At 72.7% G+C, this 14,995-nt stretch carries 11 protein-coding genes; 3 read left to right on the top strand and 8 right to left on the bottom strand.

Annotated features, from left to right (window positions below):
• Positions 1-55: 55 nt before the first annotated feature.
• The 4 genes from BMZ16_RS12795 to BMZ16_RS12780 all read right to left on the bottom strand — a co-directional run bounded on the left by BMZ16_RS12795 (position 56) and on the right by BMZ16_RS12780 (position 6,455).
• Positions 56-1,828, bottom strand: a complete 1,773-nt coding sequence (locus BMZ16_RS12795) for an ABC transporter ATP-binding protein (RefSeq protein ID WP_089800963.1) — start codon at positions 1,826-1,828, stop codon at positions 56-58.
• Positions 1,828-2,856 carry an ABC transporter permease gene (locus BMZ16_RS12790; protein WP_255366619.1) on the bottom strand — a complete coding sequence of 343 codons (1,029 nt, stop codon included), beginning with the start codon at positions 2,854-2,856 and terminating at the stop codon, positions 1,828-1,830. The genes BMZ16_RS12795 and BMZ16_RS12790 overlap by 1 nt, the downstream gene beginning before the upstream one ends.
• A 51-nt stretch (positions 2,857-2,907) precedes the next feature.
• A complete protein-coding gene (locus BMZ16_RS12785) occupies positions 2,908-4,425 on the bottom strand; it encodes an ABC transporter permease (protein ID WP_089800961.1) in 1,518 nt (505 codons plus the stop codon).
• Positions 4,426-4,628: 203 nt separating this feature from the next.
• Positions 4,629-6,455 carry an ABC transporter substrate-binding protein gene (locus BMZ16_RS12780; protein WP_255366618.1) on the bottom strand — a complete coding sequence of 609 codons (1,827 nt, stop codon included), beginning with the start codon at positions 6,453-6,455 and terminating at the stop codon, positions 4,629-4,631.
• 342 nt (positions 6,456-6,797) lie between these two features.
• Here BMZ16_RS12780 and arfB point away from each other — a divergent pair, with 342 nt between their 5' ends.
• Positions 6,798-7,238, top strand: coding sequence for an alternative ribosome rescue aminoacyl-tRNA hydrolase ArfB (gene arfB, locus BMZ16_RS12775; RefSeq protein WP_089800959.1), 441 nt, complete (start codon positions 6,798-6,800; stop codon positions 7,236-7,238).
• Positions 7,239-7,331: 93 nt separating this feature from the next.
• Here arfB and ychF read toward each other — a convergent pair whose 3' ends face one another.
• The 3 genes from ychF to BMZ16_RS12760 form a co-directional block, all read right to left on the bottom strand.
• Positions 7,332-8,408 carry a redox-regulated ATPase YchF gene (ychF, locus tag BMZ16_RS12770; RefSeq protein WP_089800957.1) on the bottom strand — a complete coding sequence of 359 codons (1,077 nt, stop codon included), beginning with the start codon at positions 8,406-8,408 and terminating at the stop codon, positions 7,332-7,334.
• 100 nt (positions 8,409-8,508) lie between these two features.
• Complete coding sequence (locus tag BMZ16_RS12765; protein ID WP_089800954.1) at positions 8,509-10,065, bottom strand: hypothetical protein; 1,557 nt, start codon at positions 10,063-10,065, stop codon at positions 8,509-8,511.
• On the bottom strand, positions 10,041-10,916 hold the full coding sequence (locus tag BMZ16_RS12760) for an ABC transporter ATP-binding protein (protein ID WP_369822575.1): 876 nt from the start codon (positions 10,914-10,916) through the stop codon (positions 10,041-10,043). The genes BMZ16_RS12765 and BMZ16_RS12760 overlap by 25 nt, the downstream gene beginning before the upstream one ends.
• 149 nt (positions 10,917-11,065) lie before the next feature.
• Here BMZ16_RS12760 and BMZ16_RS12755 point away from each other — a divergent pair, with 149 nt between their 5' ends.
• Entirely contained in the window at positions 11,066-12,457 is a 1,392-nt protein-coding gene (locus BMZ16_RS12755; RefSeq protein WP_089800951.1) for a DNA recombination protein RmuC, read from the top strand.
• Between the two features lie 43 nt (positions 12,458-12,500).
• On the opposite strand, the gene BMZ16_RS12750 is transcribed toward BMZ16_RS12755, so the two are convergent.
• A complete protein-coding gene (locus tag BMZ16_RS12750) occupies positions 12,501-13,556 on the bottom strand; it encodes a 4-hydroxy-3-methylbut-2-enyl diphosphate reductase (protein ID WP_255366617.1) in 1,056 nt (351 codons plus the stop codon).
• A gap of 171 nt (positions 13,557-13,727) precedes the next feature.
• Here BMZ16_RS12750 and xseA point away from each other — a divergent pair, with 171 nt between their 5' ends.
• Complete coding sequence (xseA, locus tag BMZ16_RS12745) at positions 13,728-14,990, top strand: exodeoxyribonuclease VII large subunit (protein WP_089800950.1); 1,263 nt, start codon at positions 13,728-13,730, stop codon at positions 14,988-14,990.
• Positions 14,991-14,995 lie beyond the last annotated feature (5 nt).

Genomic DNA, 14,995 nt, shown 5'->3' with positions numbered 1-14,995 from the left:
AGCGTGCGCCCGCCCGGAGCAGGCCGGACGGGCGCACGCCTACCGCCGGACCCGACTACTCGCGGGTGCTGTCGTCGAGCGGGCCGTGCTCACGCTGCGGGTCGACCTGCAGCGCCGTGACCTCGTCGCCGAGGCTCTCGAGCAGGCGGTGCCGCTCCTCGCGCCGCCGGCGCTGCTCGCCCGGCTCGGGCACGGGCGCCGCGGCCAGCAGCCGCTGCGTGTACTCCTCACGCGGGTGCTGGAGCACCTGCTCGCGGTCACCGTGCTCGACGATCTTGCCGTCGCGCAGCACCACGACCCGGTGCGCCAGCAGGTCCACGACCGCGAGGTCGTGCGACACGAACAGGCACGCGAAGCGGTACCGCTCCTGCAGCTCGGTGAACATCGCGAGCACGCTGGCCTGCACGGACACGTCCAGCGCGGACGTCGGCTCGTCGGCGACGAGGAGCTCCGGCTCGAGCGTGAGCGCGCGGGCCACGGAGACCCGCTGGCGCTGACCACTGGAGAGCTCGTGCGGGTACCGGTTGAACACGCTGCGCGGCAGGTGCACGGCGTCGAGCAGCTCGTACACCGTCTTCTGCCGCGAGCGGCGGTCGCCGACACCGTGCACGATCATCGGCTCGCTGATGACGTCGCCGATCGGCAGGCGCGGGTTCAGGGACGCGGCCGGGTCCTGGAAGATGACACCGATCCGGCGGCGGAGCCGCTTCGAGGCCTTCGCGCTCATCCCCGTGAAGCGCTCGCCGAACAGCGAGATCTCCCCGGCGGCGGGCTCGATGAGACCCAGCGCCGCCCGGCCGAGGGTGGACTTGCCCGAGCCGGACTCGCCCACGAGCCCGACGACCTCGCCCTGCCGGACCTCGAACGACACGTCGTCGACGGCGCGGAACGGCGGCTTGCCGGTGCGGTGGTACTCGATGACGACGTTCTTGACCTCCAGCGCGGGCGCGCCGACCAGGTCGACCGAGTCGGCGGCGTGCCGCGACGTCCCGAACTGGCCGGGACCGCGCCCGAGGTGGGGCACGGCCTCGAGGAGCCGTCGGGTGTACGGGTGCTGCGGGCGGTTGAGCACCTCGTCGACGGTCCCCCGCTCGACGATCTCGCCCTTGAACATGACCGCCACCCGGTCGGCCATGTCCGCCACGACGCCCATGTTGTGGGTGATCAGCAGGATGCCGGTGTCGAGCTGGTCCTTGAGGGACCGCAGCAGGTCGAGGATGTCGGCCTGGACGGTGACGTCGAGGGCCGTGGTCGGCTCGTCGGCGATGATCACCCGCGGGTTGCAGCTGATCGCGAGCGCGATGACCACGCGCTGGCGCTGACCGCCGGACAGCTCGTGCGGGTACTGCTTGATCCGTCGCTCCGGCTCCGGGATGCCCACCATGCGCAGCAGCTCGACCGCGCGGTCCAGCGCAGCGCGACCGTAGGCGATCCCGTGCAGCTCGAGCGCCTCGCTCATCTGCAGGCCGATGGTCAGCACCGGGTTGAGTGCCGTCATCGGCTCCTGGAAGACCATCGCCACGTCGTTGCCGCGCAGCCGCCGCAGGCCGCGGCTGTCGAGGGAGCCGACGGACTTGCCCGCGACCTCGACGTTCCCGCCGACGCGGGCGTTCTTCGGCAGGAGGCCCAGCGCGGTCATGGACGTGACCGACTTGCCGGAGCCCGACTCGCCGACGAGCGCGACGACCTCACCCGGACGCACGTCGAGCGAGATGCCCTTGACGGCGTGGACGGAGCCGAACTCGGTGGTGAAACGGACGTCGAGCCCGTCGAAGCTCAGGACACGGTCGTCGCTCGGCGTGGTGCCGGCATCCGTGGTGACCGTCATCAGTCCTTCTTCCTGTTCTGCCGCGGGTCGAACGCGTCGCGCAGGCCGTCACCGATGAAGTTGACGGCGAGGGCGATGCCGAGGATGAAGATGCCGGGCCACCAGAACAGCCACGGACGCGACGTGAACGCGTTCTGGTAGTCGGAGATCAGGAGACCCAGCGAGGTGTCCGGCGGCTTGACGCCGAACCCGAGGTAGGACAGCGAGGTCTCCAGCAGGATCGCCGACGCGATCGACAGCGTCGCCGCCACGATGATCGTGCCCAGCGTGTTCGGCAGGATGTGCTTGACGATGATGCGCGCCGGCGACGTGCCGACCGCGCGGGCCGCCGAGACGAACTCGCGCTCGCGCAGCGACAGGATCTCGCCGCGCACGAGGCGCGCCAGACCGGTCCAGGTCACGAGCCCGAGCACCAGCGCCAGGACGAAGATGTTGCGGCCGCCCGAGATCTGGCCGAGCGCCGCGGCCAGCGCGAGCAGCGGGATGACGATGAGCAGGTCCGTCATGCGCATGAGCAGGGCCTCGACCCAGCCGCGGTAGTAGCCCGCGAGTGCGCCGACCGCCGTGCCGACGAGCGTCGAGACGATGCCGACCACGAACGCGATGATGAGCGACCGCTGCGTGCCGCGCATGACCATGGCGAACCAGTCGCGCCCGATCGTGTCCTGCCCGAAGGGGTGCTCCCCGATGCTGAAGGGCCACAGCGAGAGCGTCGGGCGGCCGCCGTTGACGACCTCGACCGGCTGCAGGTAGTTGTACGTCCACCACCCCGGGATCGGGCCCACGCCGATGGACGTGAACGCGAGCACCGTGACGAACACGAGGACCGCCAGCGAGATCATCGCCGCGCGGTGCCGCAGGAAGCGGCGCAGCACGAGCTGCCCCTGCGAGTAGGACTTGTCGGTCGTGGCGCCCTCGAGGTCGTCCTCGACACGGGTGACCGGCTGCAGGCTGCCGGGGTCGGCCCCCTGGCCGCCGGGCATGGGGACGATGGCCTCGTGGGCCTCGTGCTGGTTCGGGTCAGTCATGGTGCGCTCCGGTCGCGGTGGGGACGGGGTGGGCCGCGCTGCTCACGGGGCTCACCGCCGGATCCGCGGGTCGAGGAAGGCGTAGCTGATGTCGGCCAGCATGTTCATGACCACCGCTGCGACGCCTGTGACGAGGAAGAACGCCATCACGGGACCGGGGTCCACCTGCGTGAGGCCGGTTCGGAAGAGCTCGCCCATGCCCTTCCAGCCGAAGACGGCCTCGGTGATGACCGCACCGCCGATCAGACCGGCGAAGTCGAACGCGACGATCGTGGTCAGCGGGATCAGCGCGTTGCGGAACGCGTGACGGCTGATGACCTCGCGCTCGCTCAGGCCCTTGGCCCGCGCGGTGCGCACGTAGTCCTGCTCCAGCACCTCGAGCATCGACGCGCGGGTGTACCGCGTGTACGACGCGAGGGAGATCAGCGTGAGGACGACCGTGGGCAGGATCAGCTGCGTCCCCTTGTCGAGGAAGTCCTGCCAGAACGTGCCGTCGAAGTTCGGCGTCTGCGAGCCGATCGTGGAGATGGGCCGCGGCTGCAGCTGCAGGTACCCGGCCCAGGCGCCGAGCGCCTTGTCCATGACGACCGTGCCGGCCATGACGGTGGCGGTGACGAACGATGCCCACATCGCCGTGCGTCGCGAGAACCCGCCGAGGAACCAGCCGCACGCGAGGGCGATCACGACCGCGACCGCGTACAGGCCGAAGAGGATGGGCCACGTCGGGTCCGCGAGGACGCCGCCGAGCGCGAGGTAGGACACGAGCCCGAGCCCCACGGTCGCACCGACGGCCCGCACGACGCGGCGGTTACCGAACCCGCTCGTCAGGGCCACCATGAGCGCGCCGGCGCCGATGCTGACGAGCGCGACGACCGGCAGGCCGAGGGCGGGTCGGCGCCACCAGTCGACGGCGTCGAAGTAGGTGATGGCGACGATGACGAACAGGGCGGTCCCGCCGCCCGTCATGAGCCGCCGCCGCAGGTCCCCGCCGAGCGCGCCCTGGACGACGACGCCCAGGACCACCCCGATGAGGAGGGTGGTCAACAGGCTCACCGAGGGGTCCGCGATCCAGTCGTTGAACCGGATGGCGCCGTACTCCTTGAGCAGCACGGCGGCCCAGAACACGGGGAGCGAGAAGAAGAGGAAGGCGAAGAAGGTGACGACGTAGTCGAAGCCCGAGTACTGCCGGATCGCCGTCAGGATGCCGAAGAAGACACCGGCGACGATGGCGAGCAGCGTCGCCCCGACCACCAGGCGCAGCGTGGAGCTGGCGGCGTTCTCGAGCATGCTGCCGACGTCGACCCCGGCGCGGTTGGTGCCGAGGTCGCAGCGTCCGACGAGGCACCCTGCGGCGCCGGTCAGCCACTGCCAGTACCGCTGGTACCACGGCAGGTCGAGCCCCATGGTCGTGATCCGCTGGGCGATGAGGTTGTCGCGGTTGGGATCGTTCGACTCACGAAGGTCCTGCAGGGGGTCGCCCGAGTTGATCGTGAGGACGAACATGAGCACCGAGCCGCCGAGCAGCACCAGGGCGGAGATGCCCAGGCGGCGCAGTATGAATCTGGTCAACGCTTCGAACCCTTCATATCGCCCGGTTCGGGGGGTCGTCCGGCCGACGCCTGTCGGCGTCCGGCGGACCCGGGCCCACGGATCACGGTGCCGAATCGTACGCGCTCACGCGTGCACGGTGGGGCAGAGGGGTGACCCCTGCCCCACCGTGCGTCCTGCGTGCGCCGGCCTCGGCCGGCGGCGTCGTCAGCGGCCGTTCAGGCTCACTTGGCCCGCTGCCACTGCTCGGCGTTCCACAGAGCGCCGTTCTGGGTCGCGGTGAACCGGACGTTCTTGATGTCCGACGTGTGAGCAATCACACCCGGGTGAGCGAAGACCGGGATGCCGTAGAGCGTGTCCCACAGCTCCTTCTCGATCACCTTCGTCTGCTCGAGGTGGACCTCCGGGTCCAGCGAGGCGGCCAGCGCGGACCACGCCTCGTCGACCTTCGTGTTGGAGTAGCCGCCGTAGTTCTGCGGGTAGTCCGTCGAGTAGATGTTCTGACCCGAGGCGATCTGGCCCGACCCGGCCCACGCGAAGAGCGCGACCTCGTAGTCACCGTTCACCAGAGCGTTGGAGAAGAAGTCGGACGAGCCGACGTCCTGGACGTCGAAGCCGGCCTGGTCGCAGCTGGCCTTGATCAGGGCGACCTCCTCGGTACGACGCGGGTTGGGCGCCGAGTAACCGATGCGGACCGTGACGGGCTCCGTCACGCCGGCCTCGGCGAGCTTCTCCTTGGCGGCGTCGAGGTCGACGTCGTCGTAGCGGCCGTCGTAGGACGCCTCGAGGACCTCGTCGTAGTCGTCCTGGAACGGGAAGACCTCACGCGCGTTCATGACGACCGCGCCCTCGTCGACGGGCTTGATCAGCGTGTCGACGATCTGCTGCCGCGGGACGCAGTACGCGAACGCCTCGCGAGCGGCCAGGCCACCCTCGGCGTCGGAGAACACGCCGTTGTTGAAGTTGAAGTCGAGGTGCTCCCACGTCAGGTTCTGACCCGTCTGGATCTTCACCTGGTCGCCGAGGCCCTCGAGCTGGCTGATCGTGTCGACCGTCGCCTGCGGCTCGATGACGTTGAGGTCACCGTTGGCGAGCGCCTGCAGGTGCGCGTCGGCCGCGAGGAAGCGGATCGTGAGGCGGTCGGTCGCCGGCGGCGTGCCCCAGTAGTTCGGGTTCGCCTCGAGCGTGATCGACTGGCCGGCCGTCCAGCCACCCTCCATGAGCTGGTAGGGGCCACCCGAGGGCGCGATGGCGGGGTCGGGGAGCTGACCCGGCGTCGGCGAGAGCCAGTTGTTCCAGAACTCGGCCGCCTTGGTGATCGTCTCGACGTCCTCGTTCTTGATCGCCGCGACGAGGTCGTCCTCGGTGATGCCGATCTGCTCCGCGACGACGTGCGCGGGGAGCAGGTAGGCGCCCGTGACCAGCTTCCAGTCCGGGTACTTCTCGGCGTACTCGACCGTGAAGGACAGGTCGCCGGCCTCGCCCTGCGGGCCGGTCGGGACGTTGGTCTGCGTGTAGTCGGTGCCCGAGACGTGGTTGAAGACCGGGGCCGACGGGTCCGGGGACAGCCACGCCGGGTTCTGCGCGACCCACTCGAAGAGGAAGTCGGCGTAGTCGATCGCGTTGCCGTCCGACCACTCGACGCCGTCGTTCACCGTGTACTCGATGACGAGCGGCTCGTCGCCGTCGAGGCCGGAGACGACCTCGGCGGAGCCGAACTCCTCGTTCGGGTAGATGGTGCCGTCGGTGCCGAAGTAGAAGAAGCCACCCGGGTTCAGGCGGTCGCTCACGGCGGAGTTGTACGTGGAGTAGGTGTCCGCGGTGAACGCGTTGTACCCCGTCCACTCGTCCTGACCGACCGAGTAGAAGATCTCGCCGTCGGCGGTCTCGGTGATCCCGAGGTCCTCCTTGGCGGTCGTGCTCGCCTCGTCGGTCGCGTCCGCCGACGGGCTGGCAGCCGGCTCGCTCGCCTCGGGGCTCGTGCACGCGGCGAGCACGAGTGCCGTCGTGGCGAGCGCCACGACCGCCGTTGACCTGCGTGTCGTCCTCAATGTTCCTCCTGAAAGGCATGGCATCCGGGCGCTGCCGTCGAGGCACACCTGACCGGACATCCACGATGGATGGTGGCGAGATTACCTCCCCGAATCCCGACATCTGGGACGGAGCCCGCGGGGATGATCGATCGTTACGGATTCGATACTGGGCAGTACGTCTCAGAAATTGAGACGCAACAGGGTGGAAACGCGGGCCTCCCGTCGCGTCGTGGGACGGCTCGCCCAGCGGCAGCAGGCAGGTCCCGGACGAAGCCGCAGGTCCGTGGCACGCGGGGCGCCGAGCACGCCCGACGGGACCCCCGGCCGACGCACCGAGGTCGGATGGGCAGACTGTCGTGGGTGGACGACCTGCGCATCACCCCGGGCCCCGGCGCACCCCGGGGCCTCACCGTGCCCGCGGCGGAGCTGGTCGAGCAGTTCTCGCGCGCCTCGGGCCCCGGAGGGCAGGGCGTCAACACCACCGACTCCCGCGTGCAGCTCAGCCTCGACCTGGCCACGACGACCGCGCTCGACGACGTGCAGCGGACCCGCGCCCTCGCCCACCTGTCGAGCAGGCTCGCGGGCACCGTCCTCACGGTCGACGCGTCCGAGCAGCGGTCCCAGCGGCAGAACCGCGTCGCGGCACGGGAGCGGCTCGCGGCCCTGCTGCGCGAGGCGGTCGTCCCGCCGGTCCCCCGCCGCCCCACCCGGCGCACGCAGGGCTCGCACCGCCGACGGCTGCAGGACAAGCGGGAACGCTCGGAGCTCAAGCAGGTCCGCCGCCCGCCGCGCGCGGACTGACGGGCGGCCCGTCGCCAGGGACGGCTGGACGGCCGCTCGAGCACCCGTCGACGGTCGAGGTGAGGCCGTGGGAGGCGCCGGGTCGGGACCGCGCTAGACGTTGAAGCGGAACTCCACGACGTCGCCGTCGTGCATGACGTAGTCCTTGCCCTCGATGCGGGCCTTGCCCGCGGCGCGCGCGGCGGCGACCGAACCGGCCTCGACCAGGTCGTCGAACGAGATGACCTCGGCCTTGATGAAGCCCTTCTGGAAGTCCGTGTGGATCACGCCGGCGGCCTGCGGGGCGGTCCAGCCCTGGCGGATCGTCCAGGCGCGCGACTCCTTGGGGCCCGCCGTCAGGTACGTCTGCAGGCCCAGGGTGTGGAACCCGACGCGGGCCAGCTGGTCCAGGCCGGACTCCTCCTGGCCGTTGGCCTCCAGCATCTCGCGCGCCTCGTCCTCGTCGAGCTCGACGAGCTCGGACTCGAACTTGGCGTCGAGGAAGATCGCGTCGGCGGGTGCGACGAGCGCCCGCAGCCGCTCCTGCATCGCGGTGTCGGCCAGGCCCGCGTCGTCGGTGTTGAAGACGTAGATGAACGGCTTGGCCGTCATGAGCTGCAGCGCCCGCACGTGCTCGTCGTCCGCGAGGCCCGCAGCGAAGAGGGTCTGACCCTTCTCGAGGACCTCCTGGGCGCGCTTGGCCGCGGCGAGGACCTCGGGGTCCGTCTTCTTGCCGCGGACCTCCTTCTCCAGGCGCGGGATCGCGTTCTCGAGCGTCTGCAGGTCCGCGAGGATGAGCTCGGTCGCGATGATCTCGATGTCGCCCTCGGGGTCCACCGTGCCGCTGACGTGCACGACGTCGGGGTCGGCGAACGCGCGCGTCACCTGGCAGATCGCGTCCGCCTCGCGAATGTTCGCGAGGAACTTGTTGCCCAGGCCCTCACCCTCGCTCGCGCCCTTGACGATCCCGGCGATGTCGACGAACGACACCGTGGCGGGCAGGATCCGCTCGGAGCCGAAGATCTCCGCGAGCGTGTCCAGCCGCGGGTCCGGGAGCGGGACCACCCCCACGTTCGGCTCGATCGTCGCGAACGGGTAGTTCGCCGCGAGGACCTGCGCACGGGTGAGCGCGTTGAAGAGGGTGGACTTGCCGACGTTGGGCAGTCCGACGATGCCGATGGTGAGAGCCACGGGTGACGAGTCTACGCAGCGCGGGTGGGGGTCCTGCCGCGCCGCGACGGCCGCGCGGCGTCGGGGCGGGGACGGCGCACCGTCCCCGCCCCGACGGGTCTCACGTGAACGAGCGCATGCGCTGCAGGAGCTCCGGGCCGCGCCGGTCCAGCATCGACCCGCCCACCCGCACGCCCGCGACCAGCACCACGGTTCCCAGCACCGCGCCGACGACGAGCGCGAGCCAGCCCAGGAGGGCGTCCTCGCGCACCACCGCGAGCACGGCCAGGATCGCGGTCGGGGCGCCGAGCGCACCGGTCACCGCGAACCCGACCATCTGCGACGTGAACGCCGCGGCACTGGACCCCTGCTTGGTGCCGAAGGGGTTCTCCCCCGGCTGCTGCACGGGGTACACGACGCTCGCCGAGACGACGCTGGAGCAGCCGAGCGCGGCGAGCAGCAGACCGACGCTCGCGCCCAGCAGCGCGGGCAGCGCGTCCCACCGGTCGGCGTACCAGACGGTGCCCACCACGACCACGACGCTGCCGACCAGGCCCAGCACCCCGGCGACCACGACCCGGCCCCACCGGTCCGCGGCCCCGCGGACCGGTGCCGCGAGGTGCGTCCAGAACGCGGTGCCGTCGTAGGCGACGTCGGCCGAGATGCTCCAGCCGAGGACGAAGGCCGCGGCCGGCCCCGCGACCAGCACGCCCCCGCCGTCCGGCGACATGAACGCCAGGATCAGCGGCAGCACCGGCACGACCGCGACCGCGATCGCGTACCGCGGGTCGCGCACCCAGTACGTGGCGGCGCGCGCCGCGACCGCGCCCGTGGGGGTCGCGGGCAGCCGCCCGAACCACCCCAGGCCGCGCGCCCGCGACTCGCCGCCGGCCGTGACGGGCTCCGCCAGCGTGCGGTCGAGCGCCCACGACCACGCGCGGACGGCCAGCACGATCGTGGCCACGGCGATCAGCAGGCGCAGCCCCGCACCGGCCCAGTCACCGGCCGCGACGGCCGGCGCGAGCGCCCACGGTGCACCGACCGGCGACCACGACAGCACGCCGGCCGCCGCCCCGAGCCCGCCCACGGACCCCACGCCGTCGGCGACGAGGTCGAGGATCGGCCCCAGGAAGATGAACGGGAGGATGGCGAGCGCGGCCACGACCTCACGGACGCGCCGACGGCCGATGACGGGAGCCAGGACCGTGGTGGTCGCCCGGGCCCCGACCGTGCACGTCAGGACGCCGAGCACTCCCCCGACCAGCGCCGCCACCGCGGCGGCAGGCTCCCGCCACCAGGACAGCGGCGTGGCCAGCGCGCTCAGCGCCGTGACGAGCCCGGGGACACCGATGAGCCCGGAGACGGCGAGCCCCACGACCAGGTAGCGGCGCGGCAGGCCGAACGTCACGAACCGGCGCGGGTCGAGCGTGGCGTCGACGCCGAACGCGACCAGCGGGATCAACCACCAGCCCAGCACCACGAGCGACCCGACGAGGACGAGCAGGTCGCCCCGCAGCGGCATCTCGACGAACCCGAGCCCGACGAGCCCGGCGAGCGCGAGACCCAGCACGGACAGCCCGTACAGGGCGCCGAGCAGGACGCCGACGACCTGCCACGGGCTGCGGCGCAGGCCGTTGCGCAGCAGCGTCAGCTTCAGTCGGACGAGGTGCGCAACCACGCGAGCCCCTCCCCGGTGATCCGGCCGCCCACGAGCTCGACGAACCGCTCCTCGAGCGAGCGCCCGGCGCGCACCTCGTCGACGGTGCCGGCCGCGAGCACGTGGCCCTCGGCGATGACCGCGACGTGGTCGCACATGCGCTGCACCAGGTCCATGACGTGCGACGACACGACGACGGTGCCGCCCCCGGCCACGTACTGGTGGAGGATCTCGCGGATGTTCGCCGCGGAGACGGGGTCGACGGCCTCGAACGGCTCGTCGAGCACCAGGACACGGGGCGCGTGCACCAGCGCGCAGGCGAGCGCGACCTTCTTCGTCATGCCCGCGGAGTAGTCGACGACGAGGGTGTCGCGGTCGTCCGACAGGCCGACGGCGGCGAGCAGGTCGTCGGTGCGGGCGGCGACGGTCGCCCGGTCCAGGCCCTGCAGCAGCCCCGCGTACGTGACGAGCTGCGCACCCGTCAGGCGGTCGAAGAGGCGCACCCCGTCGGGCAGCACCCCGAGCATCCGCTTGACCTCGACCGGGTTCGCCCAGAGGTCCACGCCGTGCACCAGGACGGTGCCCGCGTCGGGCCGCAGCAGGCCGGTGGCCATGGACAGGCTGGTCGTCTTGCCCGCCCCGTTGGGGCCGACCAGGCCGTAGAACGAGCCGGACGGGATGGTCAGGTCGATGCCGGCGACGGCGACCTTGTCGCCGAAGCGCCGCCACAGGCCCTGCAGGGCGAGCGCGGGCGCGCCGGGTCGGGGGGACGGGGCACCGGGGGCGGCCGTCGACGGCGCGACCCCGGGCGCGCCGGACAGGCCCGGGACGGGGCCCGGGGCGGGTGGCGGAACGGCGTCTGGTGTGGTCACGCGGTCGACACTAGGGCGCGGGGCCGCCGTGGGGATCGGCCGCGCGACGGAACCGGGCCTCCGTCCCGGGGCTGGTGACGGCTGCGGCGCGGCAGGAGGACGGCGGGAGGACGGCGGGCCCTGTCGGTCCCCTCTGGCACGCTGCCCCCATGGATCCCGCGCTCGGAACCGCAGCCGTCCCGCTGCTCCTGTCCACCCTGCTGGTCGGCGCCGCCCTGGGCGCCGTCGTGGCGTGGGTGGTCGGCTCCTCGCGCGCGGCCCGCGCGGCCGAGGAGCGGGTGCGGTCGGCCGAGGTCGAGGCCGCCCGTGCCCTCGCACGCCTCGAGGCGGAGCGCGCCGGCGCCGGTGACCGGTTCCGTGCGCTGGCGGACGAGGCGCTGGCGGCGACCAGCGAGCAGTTCCTCGCCCTGGCCCACCAGCGGCTCGCCGCCGAGCACCAGACGCAGGTGGGCGAGCTCGCGCAGCGCGAGCAGGCGGTCCGCGCGATGGTCGAGCCCCTGGCCCGCACGCTCGACCACGTCCGCACCGAGCTGGTCGAGGCCGAGCGGGCCCGCGTCGAGGGCAACGCGGCACTCGGTGAGCAGGTCCGCGCGATGCGGGCGGCGTCCGAGCAGCTGCGGGGCGAGACGTCGCAGCTCGTCACGGCGCTGCGCTCGTCGCAGGTGCGCGGCCGGTGGGGCGAGGTGCAGCTGCGGCGCGTCGTCGAGGCCGCGGGCATGCTCGCGCACGTCGACTTCGTCGAGCAGGAGCAGGTGCGCACGGACGACGGGCTGCAGCGCCCGGACATGGTGGTGCGCCTCGCGGGCGGCAAGCAGGTCGTCGTCGACGCCAAGGTCGCGTTCCTCGGCTTCCTCGACGCCGCGCAGACGGACGACGAGACGGTCCGTGCCCAGCGGCTCGCGGCGCACGCGCGGCACGTGCGCAAGCACGTCGACGACCTCGCGTCGAAGCGCTACTGGGACCAGTTCGCCCCGGCGCCGGAGTTCGTCGTGATGTTCGTGCCTGCCGAGTCGTTCCTGCACGCGGCGGCCGACCAGGACCCGACGCTCATCGAGTACGCGTTCGAGCGCAACGTCGTCATCGCCACGCCGGTCACGCTCCTCACGCTGCTGCGGACGGTGGCGTACGCGTGGCGGCAGGACGCGCTGGCCGCGAACGCGCAGCAGGTGCTCACGCTCGGCAAGGAGCTGCACGGGCGGCTCGCGACGATGGGGAGCCACCTCGCCCGGCTGGGCCGCTCGATCGACGCGGCGGCCGGCGCGTACAACCAGGCGGTCGGGTCGCTGGAGTCCCGTGTGCTCGTCAGCGCCCGCCGGTTCGCCGACCTCCACGTCGTCGACGCCGACCTGCCGACGCCCGGCCCGGCGAACCCGCGGCTGACCGCGCTCAGCGCGCCGGAGCTGGTGGCGTCGGCGGCGGAGCAGGTCGTCGCGCTGGACGACCTCGTGCTCGGCGACCCGGCCGGGCGGCGTGACGAGAGGGCGCTGCAGGACGAGGTCGCACGGCGGCGCGCGGCCGACGGGGACGCGTCGACCGCCTGACCACCACAGCAGCCTGCCCCGGCGAGGCCGGCCGGCGCAGACGTCAGACGGGCTGGACGTCCAGGCGACGTCGTCCGTCGGGCCGCGGACGACCCGCCGGCTCACCCGCAGCCTTGAGGTCGGCGCGCAGCTCACGCGGCAGCGAGAACATGAGGTCCTCCGTCGCGGTGCGGACCTCCTCGACGTCGGCGAAGCCGTGCGCGGCGAGGAACGCCAGGACGTCCGACACGAGGATCTCGGGCACCGAGGCACCCGACGTCACGCCGACGGTCGTCGCGCCCTCGAGCCACGCGGGGTCGATCTCGGCGGCCTTGTCCACGCGGTACGACGAGCGAGCGCCCGCGTCGAGCGCGACCTCGACGAGGCGCACCGAGTTCGAGGAGTTGGCCGACCCGACCGTGATGACGACGTCGCAGGCGGGCGCGAGCTTCTTCACGGCGACCTGGCGGTTCTGCGTCGCGTAGCAGATGTCGTCGCTCGGCGGGTCCTGCAGGTGCGGGAACCGCTCGCGCAGGCGGCGGACCGTCTCCATCGTCTCGTCCACCGACAGCGTCGTCTGCGAGATCCACATGACCCGCTCCGGGTCACGGACCTCGACGTGGTCCGCGTCGGCCGGGGAGTTCACGACCTGGATGTGCTCGGGGGCGTGACCCTGCGTGCCCTCGACCTCCTCGTGACCGTCGTGGCCGATCAGCAGGATGTCGAAGTCGTCGGCGGCGAACCGCACGGCCTCCTTGTGCACCTTCGTCACCAGGGGGCACGTCGCGTCGATCGTCTGCAGGTTGCGCGCGGCGGCCGACGCCTTCACGGCCGGGGAGACGCCGTGCGCGGAGAACACGACGCGCGCTCCCTCGGGCACCTGGTCCGTCTCGTCGACGAACACGGCGCCGCGCGCGGCGAGCGTGTCGACCACGTGCCGGTTGTGCACGATCTCCTTGCGGACGTACACCGGGGCGCCGTAGTGCTCGAGCGCCTTCTCGACCGCGACGACGGCGCGGTCGACGCCGGCGCAGTACCCGCGCGGGGCGGCGAGCAGCACGCGCTTGCGCGCCGGGGGCACGTCGGCGCGGAGGTCAGGGCCGGGGGCGGTCGAGGTCACCGGTCCAGTCTAGGCCGGGCGTCCCGGACACCCCCGGTGACGGTGGCGACCGTCACCCGACCTCCACGACTCCACCCCGCGCCTCCCGCCACCCCGGAGGACACCCGGCCCGCGAGACCGGCACGCGCACCCGTGGTCGGCGGTGTCGGGGGCGTGCGGCAGGCTGGGTGTGTGCAGGACGAGACGAGCGCACCCGCCCCACCGCCCGCGGCACCCCTGCCGCTGCCCCTCAAGGCCGGCGACACCACGCCCGAGCGCCCGTGGCCGGTGCGCCACCTGGCGCCGAAGGTCGCGGACTACGTCGCCCGCATGCCGCCGGTCTGGGTCGAGGGCCAGGTGCTCAACGTCCGGCGGTGGAACTCCCTGCTCTTCCTCACGCTGCGCGACACCGACCTCGACATGTCGCTGTCCGTGACGCTGCCGGCGGTCGCCGCGATGAGCCTCGGCGAGCGGTTCACGGACGGTGCGCACGTCGTGGTGCACGCGCGCCCCCAGTACCAGGTGAAGAAGGGCTCGCTGGGCTTCGCGGCCGACCGCGTACGGCTGGTCGGCCTGGGCGAGCTGCTGGCCCGCATCGAGCACCTCAAGGGCGTGCTCGCGGCGGAGGGCCTCTTCGACGAGTCCCGCAAGCGTCCGCTGCCCTTCCTGCCCGCGGTCGTCGGGCTGGTGTGCGCGCAGCAGGGCGACGCCGAGCACGACGTCGTCTCCAACGCGCGCGCCCGCTGGCCCGCGGTGCAGTTCGAGATCCGCCGCGTCACCGTGCAGGGCCCGAGCGCGGTGCCGGAGGTGAGCGCCGCCGTCGCGGAGCTCGACGCCGACCCCCGGGTCGAGGTCATCGTCGTCGCGCGCGGCGGCGGCTCGTTCGAGGACCTCCTGCCGTTCAGCAACGAGACGCTCGTGCGTGCGGCCGCCGCGTGCCGCACGCCGCTGGTCAGCGCGATCGGGCACCACATGGACGCCCCGCTGCTGGACCTCGTCGCCGACCTGCGCGCCTCGACGCCGACCGACGCCGCCAAGCGCGTCGTGCCCGACGTGACCGAGGAGCGCGCGCTGATCGTGCAGGCCCGGTCACGGACCCGCGCGGCCGTCACCCACCGGCTGGCCCGCGAGGAGTCCGGGCTGGCGAACCTGCGCAGCCGCCCGGTGCTGGCCCGGCCCGCGACGCTGGTCGACCCGCACGAGGACACCCTGCACCGGCTCACCGGGCGCGGCCGCACGGTGCTCGACGCCGCGCTGGCACAGGCCGCCACGGCCACGGCGCGTCTCGCCGGGCAGGTGCGGGCCCTGTCCCCCGCCGCGACGCTCGAGCGTGGGTACGCGGTCGTGCAGCGCGCCGACGGCGCGGTCGTGCGCAGCCCCGACGACGTCGCGCCCGGTGACCGGCTGCGCCTGCGCGTCGCGGCGGGCGAGCTGGCGGCCGACGTCGCACCGTGACACGT

Source organism: Cellulomonas sp. KH9, assembly GCF_900114185.1.
Taxonomy (GTDB): domain Bacteria; phylum Actinomycetota; class Actinomycetes; order Actinomycetales; family Cellulomonadaceae; genus Cellulomonas.
This window is presented reverse-complemented; position numbering and strand designations above follow the sequence as displayed.

Coding starts and splice junctions, on each gene's coding strand:
- BMZ16_RS12790 (WP_255366619.1), bottom strand. CDS start 2,856: ATGACTGACCCGAACCAGCACGAGGCCCACGAGGCCATCGTCCCCATG.
- BMZ16_RS12755 (WP_089800951.1), top strand. CDS start 11,066: ATGGATCCCGCGCTCGGAACCGCAGCCGTCCCGCTGCTCCTGTCCACC.
- BMZ16_RS12795 (WP_089800963.1), bottom strand. CDS start 1,828: ATGACGGTCACCACGGATGCCGGCACCACGCCGAGCGACGACCGTGTC.